Source organism: Sulfurivermis fontis (assembly GCF_004001245.1).
Lineage (GTDB): Bacteria > Pseudomonadota > Gammaproteobacteria > Thiohalomonadales > Thiohalomonadaceae > Sulfurivermis > Sulfurivermis fontis.
In genome coordinates, this window is sequence record NZ_AP018724.1 from 1,295,331 (window position 1) to 1,312,208 (window position 16,878).

15 protein-coding genes are annotated in these 16,878 nt (G+C 63.9%); 9 read left to right on the forward strand and 6 right to left on the reverse strand.

Annotated elements, in window-relative coordinates:
* Positions 1 to 17 precede the first annotated feature (17 nt).
* Complete coding sequence (hpnC, locus tag EP379_RS06695; RefSeq protein ID WP_197722873.1) at positions 18 to 911, reverse strand: squalene synthase HpnC; 894 nt, start codon at positions 909 to 911, stop codon at positions 18 to 20.
* 23 nt (positions 912 to 934) lie between these two features.
* Between hpnC and EP379_RS06700 the strand changes: the two genes are divergently transcribed.
* Complete coding sequence (locus EP379_RS06700) at positions 935 to 1,123, forward strand: hypothetical protein (protein ID WP_127477070.1); 189 nt, start codon at positions 935 to 937, stop codon at positions 1,121 to 1,123.
* On the opposite strand, the gene EP379_RS06705 is transcribed toward EP379_RS06700, so the two are convergent.
* The 5 genes from EP379_RS06705 to EP379_RS06725 all read right to left on the reverse strand — a co-directional run bounded on the left by EP379_RS06705 (position 1,120) and on the right by EP379_RS06725 (position 6,323).
* The gene (locus EP379_RS06705) at positions 1,120 to 2,394 is read right to left on the reverse strand and encodes a DNA recombination protein RmuC (protein ID WP_232023987.1); all 1,275 of its coding nucleotides are present in this window, start codon (positions 2,392 to 2,394) and stop codon (positions 1,120 to 1,122) included. The two genes, EP379_RS06700 and EP379_RS06705, sit on opposite strands and share 4 nt — an antisense overlap.
* Before the next feature lie 61 nt (positions 2,395 to 2,455).
* Complete coding sequence (gph, locus tag EP379_RS06710; protein WP_127477071.1) at positions 2,456 to 3,115, reverse strand: phosphoglycolate phosphatase; 660 nt, start codon at positions 3,113 to 3,115, stop codon at positions 2,456 to 2,458.
* Positions 3,116 to 3,168: 53 nt separating this feature from the next.
* Complete coding sequence (gene ubiG / locus EP379_RS06715) at positions 3,169 to 3,876, reverse strand: bifunctional 2-polyprenyl-6-hydroxyphenol methylase/3-demethylubiquinol 3-O-methyltransferase UbiG (RefSeq protein WP_127477072.1); 708 nt, start codon at positions 3,874 to 3,876, stop codon at positions 3,169 to 3,171.
* A gap of 2 nt (positions 3,877 to 3,878) precedes the next feature.
* A complete protein-coding gene (locus EP379_RS06720) occupies positions 3,879 to 5,213 on the reverse strand; it encodes a TRZ/ATZ family hydrolase (protein ID WP_127477073.1) in 1,335 nt (444 codons plus the stop codon).
* Between the two features lie 117 nt (positions 5,214 to 5,330).
* Positions 5,331 to 6,323, reverse strand: coding sequence for a porin (locus EP379_RS06725; RefSeq protein ID WP_127477074.1), 993 nt, complete (start codon positions 6,321 to 6,323; stop codon positions 5,331 to 5,333).
* 174 nt (positions 6,324 to 6,497) lie between these two features.
* On the opposite strand from EP379_RS06725, the gene mtnA reads away from it, so the two are divergent.
* The 8 genes from mtnA (at position 6,498) to EP379_RS06765 (ending at position 16,874) form a co-directional block, all read left to right on the forward strand.
* Positions 6,498 to 7,550: an S-methyl-5-thioribose-1-phosphate isomerase gene (gene mtnA, locus EP379_RS06730; protein ID WP_127477075.1), complete on the forward strand. Its 1,053-nt coding sequence runs from the start codon at positions 6,498 to 6,500 to the stop codon at positions 7,548 to 7,550.
* A gap of 235 nt (positions 7,551 to 7,785) precedes the next feature.
* On the forward strand, positions 7,786 to 10,359 hold the full coding sequence (gene gyrA / locus EP379_RS06735; RefSeq protein WP_127477076.1) for a DNA gyrase subunit A: 2,574 nt from the start codon (positions 7,786 to 7,788) through the stop codon (positions 10,357 to 10,359).
* A 58-nt stretch (positions 10,360 to 10,417) separates the two neighbouring features.
* Positions 10,418 to 11,503, forward strand: a complete 1,086-nt coding sequence (gene serC / locus EP379_RS06740; RefSeq protein ID WP_127477077.1) for a 3-phosphoserine/phosphohydroxythreonine transaminase — start codon at positions 10,418 to 10,420, stop codon at positions 11,501 to 11,503.
* A gap of 84 nt (positions 11,504 to 11,587) precedes the next feature.
* The gene (locus tag EP379_RS06745; RefSeq protein WP_127477078.1) at positions 11,588 to 12,757 is read left to right on the forward strand and encodes a phosphoglycerate dehydrogenase; all 1,170 of its coding nucleotides are present in this window, start codon (positions 11,588 to 11,590) and stop codon (positions 12,755 to 12,757) included.
* Positions 12,758 to 12,762: 5 nt separating this feature from the next.
* Complete coding sequence (gene pheA, locus EP379_RS06750) at positions 12,763 to 13,848, forward strand: prephenate dehydratase (RefSeq protein WP_127477079.1); 1,086 nt, start codon at positions 12,763 to 12,765, stop codon at positions 13,846 to 13,848.
* A 2-nt stretch (positions 13,849 to 13,850) separates the two neighbouring features.
* Positions 13,851 to 14,966, forward strand: a complete 1,116-nt coding sequence (gene hisC, locus EP379_RS06755; protein ID WP_172600401.1) for a histidinol-phosphate transaminase — start codon at positions 13,851 to 13,853, stop codon at positions 14,964 to 14,966.
* A gap of 32 nt (positions 14,967 to 14,998) precedes the next feature.
* Positions 14,999 to 16,015, forward strand: coding sequence for a 3-deoxy-7-phosphoheptulonate synthase (gene aroF / locus EP379_RS06760; RefSeq protein WP_127477080.1), 1,017 nt, complete (start codon positions 14,999 to 15,001; stop codon positions 16,013 to 16,015).
* A 1-nt stretch (position 16,016) separates the two neighbouring features.
* Complete coding sequence (locus tag EP379_RS06765) at positions 16,017 to 16,874, forward strand: prephenate dehydrogenase/arogenate dehydrogenase family protein (RefSeq protein WP_127477081.1); 858 nt, start codon at positions 16,017 to 16,019, stop codon at positions 16,872 to 16,874.
* The last annotated feature ends 4 nt before the right edge of the window (positions 16,875 to 16,878 follow it).

The following is a 16,878-nucleotide window of genomic DNA, read 5'->3' on the forward strand; positions in this document are numbered from 1 at the left end:
GCGGAATTGTTGCCACATCACGACAGCCGGGCAAACAGGCTGCGCCAGAGTATCCCGGGCCAGTCACGGCGGCGCAGGCGTGGCCGGTCGAAGGGGGCGGTCGCCACCTGTTGTTCCAGTCGTTCCAGGACGCGCAGACCGCCGGCAATGATGAGACGAATCTCCCAGCCGAAACGGCCGCGCAGGCGCCGGCCGAGGGGAGCGCCGGCCAGCATCAGGGTACGGGCGCGGCGGTATTGCAGGCGCAGCAGTTCCTGCAGTGCCGGGTCGTTACGCCGGTCACGGAAATGCTCCGGGCCGACGCCATAGTGTTGCATCTCGTCGCGCGGGATGTAGATGCGGCCGTTTTCATCATAATCCTGGGCCAGATCCTGATAAAAATTGATCAGTTGCAGGGCGGTGCAGATACGGTCGGAAAGTGCCAGGTTCTCCGGGCTGGCCGCATCGTTCAGGTGCAGCAGCAGGCGGCCCACCGGATTGGCGGAGCGGCGGCAATAGTCGAGCAGGGCGGCAAAGTCATCGTACTGCCGTTGCGTGACGTCCTGGCGGAAGGCATCCACCAGATCGTGGAACAGCGGATGCGGCAGACCATGCCGTGCCATGACGTCGGCGAGGGCAATGAAAACGGGGTTGCGGCTGGCCTCGCCCCGCGCAATGGCGTCCAGTTCGTGATCGTAGCCGGCCAGCAGGGCCAGACGCATTTCCTGTGGCCGATCGCCCTCGTCGGCGCAGTCGTCGGCGCTGCGGGCGAAGGCATAGATTACAGCGGTGGGCCGGCGCAGACGGGCCGGCAACAGGCGGGAGGCGACGGGAAAGTTTTCGTAATGGCTGCGCGCCATCTGCTCGCAGAAGGCATAGGCCTCGGCCAGGGTGTACGACGCGGGCGCCGTTGTGCTAGCGTCAGCGGACATAACTACGGGAGAGTGTTGGCATCATGAAGAAGCTGTTGTTTCTGATCATTATCGTGCTGCTGGTCGGCGTGTGGTTCGGCATCAACATCGCGCGCGACAAACCCCTGTTGAGCAATCCGTTCGAGGAAAAGAGCCTGCGCGAGAAGGCTGCCGATACGGCCAAGGATTTGTACCGCGAATCCAAGGAGGCGTTGAAGAAGCAGCTCGACTAGGCCTTTTCGTCCTCCGTGGCGGTCACATCGCGGGCTGCCACTTCGATCTGCGAAACGTCCGACAGTTCTTTCTTGGCGCTGATTCCCATCTCGGTGAAGCGGCGCACGCTGGGCAGCACACGGGCATCGAAGGTGCCGACGGTTTTGTTGAAATGGCTGACGCTGCTCTCCAGGCTCTTGCCCAGGCGGGCGAGGTGCTCGGTAAAGGTGGCGACACGGCCATACAGCTCCTCGCCCAGCTTGCGGATCCGTTCGGCGTTCTCCGCCAGCGCCTGCTGGCGCCAGCCGTAGGCCACGGCGCGCAGCAGGGCGACGAAGCTGGTGGGCGTGGCCAGGATCACCTTGTCGGCGAGGGCGTCCTCCAGCAGCTTGCGGTCCAGTTCCAGGGCGGCGGAGAGGAATTGCTCGCCGGGGATGAACAGCACCACGAAGTCTGGTGAGTTGGCAAACTGCTGCCAGTAGGCCTTGGCCGACAGCTCGCGCACCCGCTCGCGCACCTTGCGCGCATGGCGCTCCAGCTCGCGGCGCCGGCTCTCGTCGTCGCTGGCTTCGAGTGCCGTCAAATAGGCATCCAGCGGGGTCTTGGCATCGACGATGATGTCGCGGCCATCGGGCATGCGCACGATCATGTCCGGCCGCAGGCTGCCTTCCTCGGTGCGCACTTGTTCCTGTTCGTAGAAATCGCAGTGTTCCACCATGCCGGCCAGTTCGGCCAGGCGCTTCAAGGTCATTTCGCCCCATTGGCCGCGCACCTCGGGACGGCGCAGGGCCTGTACCAGATTGCGTGTCTCGCCCTGCAGCGTGCGGTGCGCCTCGGCCATGGATTCCAGGTGTTTGGTCAGCGAGCCATAGGCCTCGGCGCGGCTCTTTTCCATTTCCTGGATCTGGCGTTCGGTCTTTTCCAGCGCCTCGCGGATCGGTTTGATCAGGTTCTCCACCGCCTTTTCCCGCTGCGCCAGCTCGCCCTGGGCCTGGATGTGGAATTGCTTGAGGTTTTCCTGCGCCAGGCGCAGGAACTCGCCGCTGTTGTGCTTGAGCGCCTCGCTGGCCATGGTGCTGAAGGTGCCGGCGAGGTTCTCGCGCACCTGCTCCAGCGCCACGCTTTTCTCGATGGCGGCGCGGCGTTCGGCATCCAGCTCGGCCTGCAGACGGGCGTTTTCTTCGCGCAGTTGCACGGTGCGCGGGTTGAGGACCAGGAAGGTCACGATGGCGCTGATGAGCGCCGCCAGGGCAGAGGCCAGGATCAGCAGGATGAGGAAGGTATCGGTCACGGTGGCGCCTTCGGATCGGGGATGCCGCTAGTATAACGGCATTGCCCCGGTTCACGCGCTGTCAGGCGAGCCAGCGCAACAGGTCCAGCGGCGTTTCGATCATGCCGTCGGCGCCCCAGGACTGCGGTGCGTCTTCGCCGCCGATGTAGCCATACAGTGCCACCAGGGTATGCATGCCGGCATTGCGCCCGGCGGCGATGTCCCGCTCCGCATCGCCCAGATACAGACATTGTGCCGCCGCACTGCCAGCCTCCCGGCAGGCGAGCAGCATGGGCGCGGGGTGTGGCTTGTGCTCGGGCAGGGTATCGCCGCTGATGACGGTGACGGCGCGCCGCGCCAGTCCCAGCTCCGCCATCAGCGGGTCGGTGAGCCAGGCTGGCTTGTTGGTCACCACGCCCCAGTTGAGTCCGCGCGCCTCGATGGCGTCGAGCAGTTCCGCCATGCCGGGGAACAGGTTCGTGCTGCGGGTGATGTTGTTGCGGTAGATGTCGAGGAAGAAAGCACGCAAATGTTCGAATTCGTCCCGTGGCAGGTCGTTGCCGAAGCCCAGCTGCAGCAGCGCGGTGCCTCCGTGTGAGACCACAGGACGGATGGTGTCGAAAGGCAGCGGCGCGCGTCCGGCATGCTCCAGCGTCTGGTTGAGGGCATAGGCCAGGTCCGGCGCGGTGTCGGCCAGGGTGCCGTCGAGATCGAAGAGTATCGTGCGCAGGGACATTGCCATCAGCTTGAAGTTCGCGCTTCGGACCGTGCGGGTTTGGCAGTCGTAACCCGAAACTATTCCTTCACACAGTACGCCAAATAATTCACGTCCAGATCGCGTCCCAGCGAGTAGCTGCGGGTGAAGGGGTTGTAGCTCATGCCGGTGAGCTCCTTCAGCTGCAGGCCCGCCTGGCGGATGCCGCCCTCCAGCTCCGAAGGGCGGATGAATTTGGCGAAATCGTGGGTGCCCTTGGGCAGCAGGCGCAGGACGTATTCGGCGCCGATGACGGCGAACAGATAGGACTTGGGATTGCGGTTGATGGTGGAGAAGAACACCTGACCGCCCGGTTTGACCAGCCGGGCGCAGGCGGCGATCACCGAGGTCGGGTCAGGCACGTGCTCCAGCATCTCCATGCAGGTGACCACGTCGAAGTGGCTGGGCAGTTCCGTCGCCAGCTGCTCGGCGGTGGTGCGGCGGTACTCCACCTCGACGCCGGATTCCAGCTTGTGCAGTTGCGCCACTTCCAGCGGCGCCTCGCCCATGTCGATGCCGATCACTTTGGCACCGCGCGCGGCCATGCTCTCCGCCAGGATGCCGCCGCCGCAGCCGACGTCGAGCACGGTCTTGCCGGCGAGGCCGGCGCGTTGATCGATGTAGTCCAGGCGCAGCGGATTGATGTCGTGCAGCGGCTTGAATTCACTGTCCGGATCCCACCAGCGCGAGGCGAGGGCCTCGAACTTGCCAATCTCGGCGTGATCCACGTTATGGCTGTGCGTACCCATGATCAGTGTGCTTCCTCTTCGTCGCTGCGCTGGATTCTGTTACGCCACTCTTCGGCCCGCGCCAGCAGGTGCGCCTCGTCCAGGGTGGTGAGGCGGCGTTCCTTGAGCAGGTGGCGGCCGGCCACCCACACGTCGCTGACCTTGTCGCGGCCGGTGGCGTACACCAGCTGGGAAATGGGATGGTACAGGGGGCGGGTCTCGATGTCGTCCAGCCGCACGGCCACGATGTCGGCGGCCTTGCCCACCTGCAACGAACCGGTGATCTGATCGAGGCCGAGCGCCCGTGCGCCGTTGAGTGTCGCCATGCGCAGGGCCTGGGCGGCCGGTACGGCGCTGGCATCGCCGGCGACGCCCTTGGCGAGCAGGGCGGCGGTGCGCATCTCGCCGAACATGTCGAGATCGTTGTTGCTGGCGGCGCCATCGGTGCCGAGGGCGACATTGACGCCGGCCTTGAGCAGTCCGCCCACCGGACAGAAGCCGCTGGCCAGTTTCAGATTGGATTCGGGGCAGTGCACCACGTGGGCGCCGGCGGCGGCCACCGCGGCGATGTCGTCGGCATCGAGCTGGGTCATGTGCACGGCGAGCAGGCGCGGCGACAGCAGGCCCAGGTCTGCCAGGCGCCGCAGCGGACGCTGGCCGCGTGCGGCCACCGCCTGTTCCACCTCGTGGGCGGTTTCGTGTACGTGCATGTGGACGGGCACGTCCATTTCTTCGGCGTACATGGCGACCTTCTGCAGCGGCTCATCCGACACGGTATACGGGGCGTGCGGGGCGAAGGCGGTGGTGATCAGGGGGTCGCCATGGAACTGGTCGTGGACCTTGATGCCCTTGTGCAGGTATTCGTCGGCGTTCTGCGCCCAGGCGGTGGGGAAGTCGATGACGATCATGCCCACCACGGCGCGCATCCCGGCATGGCTGGCGGCACGGGCCACGGCATCGGGGAAGAAGTACATATCGTGGAAGCAGGTGGTGCCGCCGCGCAGCATTTCCGCCATGGCCAGCTGGGTGCCGTCGTGGACGAATTCCTCACCCACCCAGCGCGCCTCCGCCGGCCAGATATGGTGGTTGAGCCAGTCCATCAGGGGCAGGTCGTCGGCCAGGCCGCGCATCAGGCTCATGGCGGCGTGGGTATGGGCGTTGATGAGGCCGGGGATCAGGGCGTGGCCGGGCAGTTCCAGCTCGGTTTCGGCCCGGTAGCGGCGCCGTGCCTCAGGACTGGGCAGCAGGTCGAGGATACGGCCGTCGCCGATGGCGAGGCTGTGGTGTTCCAGTACCACCTGATCCGGTTCGACGGGGATGACCCAGCGGGCGTGGAGGAGGGTATCGACGCTTTGCATGGGCGAAAGATACAGGGCGGGCCTGGGGCTTACAAGTTGCACAAAAGAAAGGGGGCGCGTGGCTGCGCCCCCGAAATGTCATCCAGGAGAGTAGGCGTCCCTGGCGGTAAGGCGTCCTTAGAACTTGAACTCCATGCCGACCACGGCGGCGGTGCCGTCGCCAGCCAGCTTGCCCTTCTTGGCCAGACCGCCGTCGGAGCCATCGGCATACAGGACATAAATGTTGGCATCCTTGTCCAGCTTGTGGTCGTAGGCTACCGCGTAGAAAGAGGCGTCCTTGGTCGCGCTATTGTCGTAATCCAGCTCCCCGTAGGCGGCCTTGACGGTGCCTGCGTCGGAGACCTTCCACTGCAGGCTGGCGTACATGGCGGTATCGTCGTTGCCGCCCTTGATTTCTTCGGTATCGTAGACCAGACCCAGCTTGACGTCGCCGAAAGTGTAGCCCGCCCCCAGCTTGGTGGAGCTTTCGTATTTACCGGCGGCCACGTCGTCGAAGTTCTCGATGGCGGCGGCCAGGAACAACGGGCCGGATTCGTAGGCGATCATGGCCGAGGTGGCGCTGCCCAGATTCTCCTGGGTAACGGCGTCATCGCCGCCGGCATAGGCTACGGCTACGCTGATGTCACCAAACTTGTTCAGATAGGCCAGCACATTGGAGGCGCGGGTGTCGGTGACCACGACGTTGTTGTAGTCGGCGTAGGTGTCGGACAGCGGGTCCAGCTTGGCGGTGGACATCTTGTGCGGGGTGTCGTGAATACCGACGCGCACTTCACCGAAGCCGCCCTTCAGGCCGGCATAGGTGTTACGGGACTTGATGAAGTTGTCGTCGTTGTTGTCGTTGGCATCACCCACGGTATCGATCTCGTACTCCACCTGACCGACCACGGTCATGCCGTTTTCCAGCTTCTTGTCGGCCTTGAAGCCGATGCGGGAGGCGTGGCTGGTGATGGCGGTGGCGCTGTTCTCCACACCGGCGACATCCTGCGAAATGGAGCCGGCAGAGATGTGAATCTTGCCGTATACGGTGGTCTCGGCGGCGGCGGTGCCGGTGAGGCCCAGGGCGGCGACAACGGCGGCAGCGACGAGGCTGTGCTGTACAGACTTCTGCATTGTGTATCTCCCAAGGTTGAGGACTGATTAGCGCTAAAAAGCGGGCGCAGTATCCCCGGCCCGTGTTACACCGGGCTGACTGTTTTGTTACGAAGCGCTGAAGGTTTTGTGACAGGCAGGTGGCGAGGAAATCGGGTAGGATCGGGCGCTTTCTTCCCGGCGAGCGATAGCCCCATGAGCACGAGACACGACACTATCCGCGCGGTCCTTTGGCAGGATGACCGGCTGCAACTGCTGGATCAGCGTATCCTGCCGCACCGGCATGTCTATCTCTCCTACGAGGAGCCGGCCGCCGTGGCACAGGCCATCCGTGACATGGTGGTGCGCGGCGCCCCGGCCATCGGCGTGACCGCCGCCTATGGCGTGGTATTGGCCGGCCGCCAGCGCTATCGCAGCGCCGGTGCCGCCTGGCGTGACCAGATCAAGGAGGATATTGCCCGTCTGGCGGCCTCCCGTCCCACGGCGGTGAACCTGTTCTGGGCCCTGGAGCGCATGGAGCGGCTGATTGCCGGTCTGGGCGCGGGTGACCCCGAGGCCGCGCTGCTGGCCGAGGCCCGCGCCATCCATGACGAGGACATCGCCGCCAACTACCGCATGGGCGAGCTGGGCGCGGCCCTCATCGAGGGTGAGGGCGGTGCGGTGCTGACCCACTGCAATACCGGTTCCCTGGCCACCGGCGGTTACGGCACCGCCTTGGGCGTCATCCGCAGCGCCTACGCCGCCGGACGCATCAGCCATGTCTATGCCGACGAGACCCGCCCCTGGTTGCAGGGGGCGCGTCTCACCGCCTGGGAGCTGGTACAGGACCAGATCCCCGTGACTTTGCTGGCCGATGGGGCTGCCGCTCACCTGATGAAACAGGGCCAGGTGAAGTGGGTCATCGTCGGCTCCGACCGCATCGCTGCCAACGGTGATGTGGCCAACAAGATCGGCACCTACAGTGCCGCCGTTAACGCCCGTTACCACGGGGTGAAGTTCATGGTGGTGGCGCCCACCTCCACGGTGGACATGTCCCTGGCCAGCGGCGAGCTGATCCCCATCGAGAACCGCTCCCCCGACGAGGTGCTGGCCCTGGGCGGGCAGCGGGTGGCGGCCGAAGGGGCGGCGGGCTGGAACCCGGCTTTTGATGTCACCCCGGCGGTCCTCATCGATGCCATCGTCACCGAGCGGGGAGTGGTGTTCAACCCGACCCCGGAAAAGATGGCGGCCATGATGAAAAACACCTGATTCGCCGTTGCCACTTCCCGCCAGCGGCCCGGAAAGGGGCTGTGGGCGCGTTTTAGCCCCATCCGCTGGGGGAGCCTATGGTATGATCCGACCGTTTAATCCGCGCCTGGGGCGGGATGGTGGCTGAGGGATGGTTGCTGCGGCGGCCACGCCTTTGTAATCAGTGAGTTGCGCCACCTTTCCGCAACGCCCCTTAGTCCCCGGCGCCCGAGGGTAGAAAGGACACGATTTCCCGATGGCTGAATTCGCAAAAGAAGTCCTCCCGGTCAACATCGAGGAGGAGATGAAGCAGTCCTATCTCGATTACGCCATGAGCGTAATCGTGGGACGCGCGCTGCCCGACGTGCGCGACGGTCTCAAGCCGGTGCACCGCCGCGTGCTGCACGCCATGCGCGAGCTGGGCAACGACTGGAACAAGCCCTACAAGAAATCGGCCCGCGTGGTCGGTGACGTCATCGGTAAGTACCATCCGCACGGCGACTCGGCCGTGTACGACACCATCGTGCGCATGGCCCAGCCCTTCTCGCTGCGCTACATGCTGGTGGATGGCCAGGGTAACTTCGGTTCGGTGGACGGCGACTCCGCCGCCGCCATGCGTTACACCGAGGTGCGCATGGCGCGCATCGCCCACGAGCTGCTGGCCGACATCGAAAAGGAAACCGTCGACTTCGTACCCAACTACGACGGTTCCGAGCTGGAGCCGGACGTCCTGCCGGCGCGTTTTCCCAACCTGCTGGTCAACGGTTCCGCCGGTATCGCCGTCGGCATGGCGACCAACATTCCGCCGCACAACCTGAGCGAGGTGATCAACGGCTGCCTGGCCCTGATCGACAATCCGACCGCCAGCATCGGCGACCTGATGCAGCACATCCCGGGTCCGGATTTCCCCACCGCCGGCATCATCAACGGCGCGCGCGGCATTCACGAGGCTTACCACACCGGCCGCGGCCGCATCTATGTACGTGCCCGCACCGAGATCGAGGAAATGGACAACGGCCGCCAGCGCATCGTGGTGACCGAGCTGCCCTATCAGGTCAACAAGGCCCGCCTGCTGGAGAAGATCGCCGAGCTGGTGAAGGAAAAGAAGATCGAGGGCATCTCCGAACTGCGCGACGAGTCCGACAAGGACGGCATGCGCATGGTCATCGAGCTGAAGCGCGGCGAGCAGCCCGAGGTCCTGCTCAACAATCTGTATCAGCACACCGCCATGCAGAGCGTGTTCGGCATCAACATGGTGGCCCTGCTCGACGGTCAGCCGCGCCTGCTCAATCTCAAGCAGATGCTGGAGGCCTTCGTGCGCCACCGCCGCGAGGTGGTGACACGGCGCACCATCTTCGATCTGCGCAAGGCACGCGAGCGTGCCCATGTGTTGGAAGGCCTGGCGGTCGCCCTGGCCAACATCGACCCGATCATCGAGCTGATCAAGAAGTCACCCAACCCGGCCGAGGCCAAGGCCGGCCTGCTGGCCCAGGTGTGGGCGCCGGGGGTGGTCACCGACATGTTGGCCCGCGCCGGCGCCGAGGCCTCGCGTCCCGAAGGGCTGGCGAAGGAGTTCGGCCTGGTGGACGGCGGCTACCGCCTGTCCGAGGCCCAGGCCCAGGCCATCCTCGATCTGCGACTGCACCGCCTCACCGGTCTGGAGCAGGACAAGATCATCGAGGAGTATCGCACGCTGCTGGAAACCATCGAGGGCCTGCTGCACATCCTGCGCGATCCCAACCGCCTGCTGGAGGTGATCCGCGAGGAACTGGTGCAGGTGCGCGATCAGTACGCCGACAAGCGCCGTACCGAGATTCGTGCCAGCCAGGAAGACCTGTCGCTGGAGGACCTGATCAGTGAGGAAGACGTGGTGGTGACGCTGTCCCACGAGGGCTACGTCAAGGCACAGCCGGTGGCCGACTACCGCGCCCAGCGCCGCGGCGGCCGCGGCCGTGCCGCTGCCTCAGTGAAGGAAGAGGACTTCATCGACAAGCTGTTCATCGCCAACACCCACGACACCATCCTGTGCTTCTCCAGCCGCGGCCGCGTCTACGCCAAAAAGGTGTACGAGTTGCCGCAGGCCGGCCACGGCGCGCGCGGCAAGCCGATCGTCAACCTGCTGCCGCTGGAAGAGGGTGAACGTATCAACGCCATCCTGCCGATCCGTGAGTTCGAGGAAGGCCAGTACATCTTCATGGCCACCGCCGGTGGCACGGTGAAGAAGACGCCGCTGAGCGATTACGCCAACATCCGCAGCAACGGCATCATCGCCGTGGATCTGGTGGACAACGACCAGCTGGTGGGTGTGGACCTTACCGACGGCAGCCGTGACATCCTGTTGTTCACCGATGCCGGCAAGGTGATTCGCTTCAACGAATCCGACGTGCGTTCCATGGGGCGCGTGGCACGCGGCGTGCGCGGTATCCGCCTGCAGGATGGTCAGAAGGTGGTGTCGCTCATCGTCGCCGCCGAGGGTGACGTGCTCACCGCCACCGAGAACGGTTACGGCAAGCGCACGCCGATGGGCGAATATCCGGTACATGGGCGCGGCGGCCAGGGCGTGATCTCCATCCAGACCACGGCGCGCAACGGTGCCGTGGTCGGTGCGGTGCTGGTCAATGACAGTGATGAAATCATGCTGGTCACCGATGGCGGTACCCTGGTGCGCACCCGTGTCGCCGAGGTGTCGGTGCTGGGCCGCAACACTCAGGGCGTGACGTTGATTCGCCTGGGTGAAGGCGAGAAGCTGGTGGCGCTGGAGCGCATCGCCGAAAGCAGTGGAGAAGAGAACGATTCTGACGAGGTGGCGGCAGAGGGTGGCGAGGAGTAGTGCTCGCATGACTTTACGCCAGGTGATTTTTCCTTAAACGCGATGGTTGGGGGATAAGATGGCACGTGTATTCAATTTCAGTGCAGGTCCGGCAATGCTGCCGCAGGCGGTAATCGAACGCGCGCGGGACGAGATGCTGGATTGGAACGGCAGCGGCATGTCGGTGATGGAGATGAGCCATCGCGGCAAGGAATACATGTCCATTGCAGCCAAGGCCGAGGCCGATCTGCGCGAACTGATGAACATCCCCGCCAACTACAAGGTGCTGTTCCTGCAGGGCGGCGCCTCGCAGCAGTTCGCCATGCTGCCGATGAATCTGCTCGGCGACAAGAACGCCGCCGACTACATCAACACCGGCGACTGGTCGAAGAAGGCCCTGACGGAAGCGAAGAAGTTCTGTACCGTGAACGTTGCGGCCGATACCTCCGCCGGCAATTACACCACCGTGCCGACCCAGGCCGAGCTGAAGCTGTCCGCCGATGCCGCCTATGTGCACTACTGTCCCAACGAAACCATCCGCGGTGTCGAGTTCGACTACATTCCGCAGACCGGCGATGTCCCGTTGGTGGCGGATATGTCCTCGACCATCCTGAGTCGCCCCATCGATGTGAGCAAGTTCGGTGTGATCTATGCCGGCGCGCAGAAGAACATCGGTCCCGCCGGTCTGACCATCGTCATCATCCGCGACGATCTCATCGGCAAGGCGCCGGCCAGTGTGGCCACCATGCTGGATTACAAGACCCACGCCGAAAACGAGTCCATGTACAACACGCCGCCCACCTATTCCTGGTACGTGGCCGGGCTGGTGTTTGAATGGCTCAAGGGACTCGGCGGCCTGGAGGGCATGGCGAAGATCAACCGGCGCAAGGCGGAGAAGCTGTATGCCGCCATCGACGGCTCCGGCGGCTTCTATAAGAATCCGGTGGCCAGTCACTGCCGTTCCTGGATGAACGTGCCGTTTACGCTACCGAAAGAAGAGCTGGACGAGTTGTTCCTGAAGGAGGCCAAGAAGGCCGGCCTGACCACGCTCAAGGGCCATCGCTCTGTCGGCGGCATGCGTGCCAGCATCTACAACGCCATGCCGGAACAAGGTGTGGATACGCTGGTGGAGTTCATGGCCGACTTCGCCAAGCGCAACGGTTAACGGCAATTAAGAAGATACAAGTAACAAAATTCAAGTTGGAGGTGGGTTTTTTCTGGTCTCTTTGTCCTGTTATCTGGGGGGCGCATGTACAAGATTCTGACGCTGAATAATATCTCGGTGGCCGGTCTGGAACGTTTACCACGGGAGCGCTACGAAGTGGCGTCCGAGATACAACATCCCGATGCGATCCTGGTGCGCTCGTACAAGATGCACGACATGGATATCCCGGCGTCGCTCAAAGCGGTGGGGCGCGCCGGCGCCGGGGTCAACAATATCCCGGTAGAGAAGATGAGTGCGCGGGGCATTCCGGTGTTCAATGCACCGGGGGCCAATGCCAATGCCGTCAAGGAACTGGTGATCGCCAGTATGCTGATGGCCTGCCGTAATATCGGTGCGGCGTGGGATTTTGCCCGTGGCCTGGAAGGCGATGATGCCTCCATAGATAAGCAGACCGAGGCCGGCAAGAAAGACTACGCCGGCTTCGAACTGCCCGGACGCACCCTTGGTGTGGTGGGGCTGGGAGCCATCGGACGCGAGGTAGCCAATGCCGCCATCGCGCTGGGTATGAAGGTGATCGGTTTCGATCCCGGCATTACGGTGGAGGGCGCCTGGCGTTTGTCGTCCCAGGTGCAGAAGGCGGCCAGCTTCGACGAGATGATCGGCAAGGTGGATTTCATCACCTTTCATGTGCCGCTCATAGATGCCACGCGCAACATGCTCAATGCGGCGCGTCTGGCGATGGCGAAGAAGGGGCTGGTGGTGTTGAATTTTGCCCGCAAGGGCATCGTCGATGACGAGGCGGTGGTGGCGGCCATCGACAGTGGGAAGGTGTACGGCTATGTGTGCGACTTTCCCACCAACCTGCTCAAGCGGCATCCGCGCGTGGTGACGCTGCCGCATCTTGGGGCGTCGACCCAGGAGGCGGAGGACAATTGCGCGGTCATGGTGGCGGAGCAGGTACGCGATTACCTGGAAAACGGCAACGTGGTGAACTCGGTGAATTTTCCCGAGGTGGTGATGGGGCGCAGCGAAGGCACTTACCGGCTGACGGTGGTGAACTCCAATGTCCCCAACATGCTGAGTCAGATCTCCAGCGATTTGGGTAAGGCGGGACTGAACATCATTGATATGTTGAACAAGTCGCGCGGCGATTTGGCCTATACCGTGGTGGATGTTGACCGCCCGGTGCCGGAAAAGGTGGTGCGCGAGATTGCCGCCATCGACGGTGTGCTGGCCGTGCGTGTCATTGAATAGAGCACATGAACGAAGATCGGTTGCAAGCCATCCGTCAGCGTATCGATGCCCTGGACGAACAGGTCCAGGCGTTGATCAACGAGCGTGCCGCCCTGGCCCAGGAGGTGGCGCGCGTGAAGATCGCCGCCGAGGGTGAGGCGGCGGTATTTTATCGTCCCGAGCGTGAGGCGCAGGTGCTGCGCATGGTGCTGGAGCGCAACCAGGGGCCGCTGTCCGGCGAGGAGATGGCGCGTCTGTTCCGCGAGATCATGTCGGCCTGTCTGGCCCTGGAACGGCCCATGCGTATCGCCTTCCTCGGCCCCGAGGGTACTTTTACCCAGGCAGCGGCGCTGAAGCATTTCGGCCACTCGGTACAGACGCTGCCCCTGGCGGCCATCGATGAGGTGTTCCGCGAGGTGGAGGCGGGTAGTGCCGACTACGGTGTGGTGCCGGTGGAGAACTCCACCGGCGGCATCGTCAGCCACACCCTCGACACCCTGATCAATTCACCGCTGAAGATCTGCGGCGAGGTTGAGCTGCGCATCCATCAGCACCTGATGGGGCGCATGACTTCCCTGGCCGATGTGCACCGCGTCTATTCGCACAGTCAGTCGCTGGCACAGTGCCGCGAATGGCTCGACGCTCACCTGTCCGGTATCGAACGTATCGACCTGAGCAGCAATGCCGAGGCGGCGCGGCGCGCCGCCGCCGAGGAGGGGGCGGCCGCCATTGCCGGTGAGGTGGCGGCCGAGCTGTATGGCCTGCCCATCCTGGCACGCAATATCGAGGATCAGCCCAACAACACCACCCGCTTTCTGGTCATCGGCCGCAAGGCGGTGCCGCCCTCCGGCAGCGACAAGACCTCGCTGCTGGTGGCGACACGCAACAAGCCCGGCGCACTGTATCATCTGCTGGCGCCGCTGGCGCAGAGCGGCGTCTCCATGACCCGCATCGAATCGCGGCCCTCGCGCCAGGGCATGTGGGAATACGTGTTCTTCCTCGATATCGAGGGACATGCCCAGGATGCCAAGGTGGCCGCCGCGCTGCGCGAGCTGGAGGCGGAGGCCTCGCTGTTCAAGATTCTCGGTTCCTATCCCAAGGCCGTACTCTGATCATGACCGATTTTCTTTCTCTGGCCGCGCCCGGCGTGCGGCAGCTCAAACCCTATCAGCCCGGCAAGCCCATCGAGGAGTTGGAGCGGGAGTTGGGGGTGAGCAATATCATCAAGCTGGCCTCCAATGAAAATCCGCTCGGTCCCAGCCCGCTGGCGCTGACGGCCGCGCGCGCGGCATTGGAAGATGTTTGGCTGTATCCCGACGGCAACGGCTTCGTCCTCAAGGACAAACTGAAGCAGAAGCTGGGTGTGGCCATGGAACAATTGATCCTGGGCAACGGATCCAGCGACATCCTTGATTTCGCCGTGCGTGCCTTTGTCACGCCGCAGGACGAGGTGATGTTTTCCGAGCATGCCTTCGCCGTGTATCCGATCCTGACCCAGGCGGCCGGCGCCAGGGCCGTGGTAGTCCCCGCCAAGAATTGGGGTCATGACCTGACCGCGATGCGTAGCGCGATCACCGAGCGCACGCGCCTCATTTTCATCGCCAACCCGAACAATCCCACCGGCACCTGGCTGCCGGCGGCAGAGCTGGAGGCCTTTATTGCCGACCTGCCGGCACATGTGCTGGTGCTGGTGGACGAGGCATATTTCGAGTACGCCAGTTATCCGGCGATGGGGGCGGCGGACTATCCCGATGCTATCGCCTGGGTCGGCCGCTATCCGAATCTGATCGTTGCCCGCACCTTTTCCAAGTGCTACGGCCTCGCCGGTCTGCGCGTCGGCTACGGGGTGTGCCATCCCCAGGTGGCGGATCTGATGAACCGGGTGCGCCCGCCGTTCAACGTCAACAGCCTGGCCCTGGCAGCAGCGGCGGCAGCACTGGACGACAGCGAGCATCTGCAGCAGACTCTGGCGCTCAATGCCGCCGGGATGGACCAGTTGACGGCGGGATTCGCTTCTCTTGATCTGCGTCATATCCCCTCCGTCGGCAATTTTGTCAGTGTGGATACCGGTCGGACGGCGGCGCCGTTGTATGATGCGCTGCTGCGCGAGGGTGTGATCGTCCGCCCGGTGGCCAACTATGGCATGCCGAATCACCTGCGCGTGACCATTGGGCTGCCCGAAGAGAACGCGCGTTTCCTTGCCGCCCTGGCCAAGGTGCTGGGACGCTGAACTATTTTGTTTGAGAAAAGAGTGATACAGCCATGATCATCATCATGAACAACGAGGTTACCGACGCGCAGATCGATGCGGTCGCGCAGCGGCTCAAGAGCTGGGGGCTGGGCAGCAATGTCTCCCGCGGCGTGGAGCGTACCGTCATCGGTGCCATCGGCGACGAAAGCAAGATCGACAAGGAGCTGTTGCAGGCCCTGCCCGGTGTGGAGCAGGTGATCCGTGTGATGAAGCCCTACAAGATCGTGGCGCGCTCGTATCACAAGGAAGACACCGTCATCGATATCAAGGGCATCAAGCTGGGCGGCAGGCAGATCCAGGTCATCGGCGGGCCGTGTTCGGTGGAGACCCAGCCGCAGATGGACGAGGCCGCCAAGTATGTGGCCGCCGCGGGCTGCCGTCTGATGCGCGGTGGCGCCTTCAAGCCGCGCACCAGCCCGTACACCTTCCAGGGGGCCGGTGTCGAGGGGCTGGAGATGTTTCGCAAGGCGGCGGACAAGTACAACCTGCCCATCGTCACCGAACTGATGGATGTGCGCCAGATCGACGCCTTCCTGAAGTATGACGTGGACGTAATTCAGATAGGCACGCGCAACATGCAGAATTTCGATCTGTTGAAGGAGGTGGGACGTCTGCACAAGCCTGTGATCCTGAAGCGCGGCATGGCGGCGACCATCTCCGAGTGGCTGATGGCGGCGGAGTACATCGCCGCTGGCGGCAATCACGACATCATTTTCTGTGAGCGTGGTGTGCGCAGCTTCGAGACCTACTATCGCAACATGCTCGATGTCACCGCCATCCCGGTGCTGAAGAAGGAAACCCATCTGCCGGTAATCATCGATCCCAGCCACGCCGGCGGCAAGGCCTGGATGGTGCCGGCCCTGGCGCGCGCCGCGGTGGCGGCCGGTGCCGACGGCCTGCTGGTGGAGATGCACCCCAATCCGTGCGAGGCGTGGTGCGATGCCGACCAGGCACTCAATCCCCAGGAGTTGGCGGATCTGATGGTGTCGTTGAAGGGCATTGCCCTGGCCATCGGCCGCGAGATCTGACTTGATCCAACGACTCTGCATTATCGGCGTCGGCCTTATCGGGGGTTCGCTGGCGCGGGCATTGAAGGCCGCCGGTGCCGTGGGTGAGGTGGTCGGCTATGGTCGTGACGCCGCCCAACTGCAATTGGCGCTGGAACTGGGTGTCATCGACCGCGCCGAAACCGATCTGGCCGCGGCACTCAGCGGTTCCGATGTTGTGGTGTTGGCGATTCCGGTCGGGGCGATGGAAAGCATGCTATGCGCCATGGCTCAGCACCTCGGGGCCGACACTATCGTTACCGATGTGGGCAGTACCAAGGGATCGGTGGTGGCGGCGGCAGAGCGTGCCTTCGGCGCTGTACCGCCGCGTTTCGTGCCGGGCCACCCCATCGCCGGCACCGAGCGCAGCGGCGTGGCCGCGTCGTTCGCCGAACTGTATCACAAGCGCCGCGTGATCCTGACGCCGCTGCCGCAGACTGATCCCGCTGCGGTTGCCGTAGTGCGCGCTCTGTGGCAGGCAGCCGGTGCCGAGGTGGTGGAGATGACAGTGCGGCACCATGACGAGGTGTTGGCCGCCACCAGTCATCTACCCCATGTGTTGGCCTACACGCTGGTCGATACCCTCGCGCGCATGGAAGAGCATACCGAGATATTCCGCTTTGCAGCCGGTGGTTTCCGCGACTTTACCCGCATCGCCAGCAGCGATCCGCGCATGTGGCACGACATCTGTCTGGCCAACCGCGAGGCCATCCTCAAGGTACTGGATCGATATGCCGCCGATCTTGCCGCGGTACGCGGTGCCATAGAGCGCGGCGACGGTGCCGCCTTGCTGCACACCTTTGGCCGCGCCAAGAAGGCGCGCGATGAATTCAAGCAATAACCTG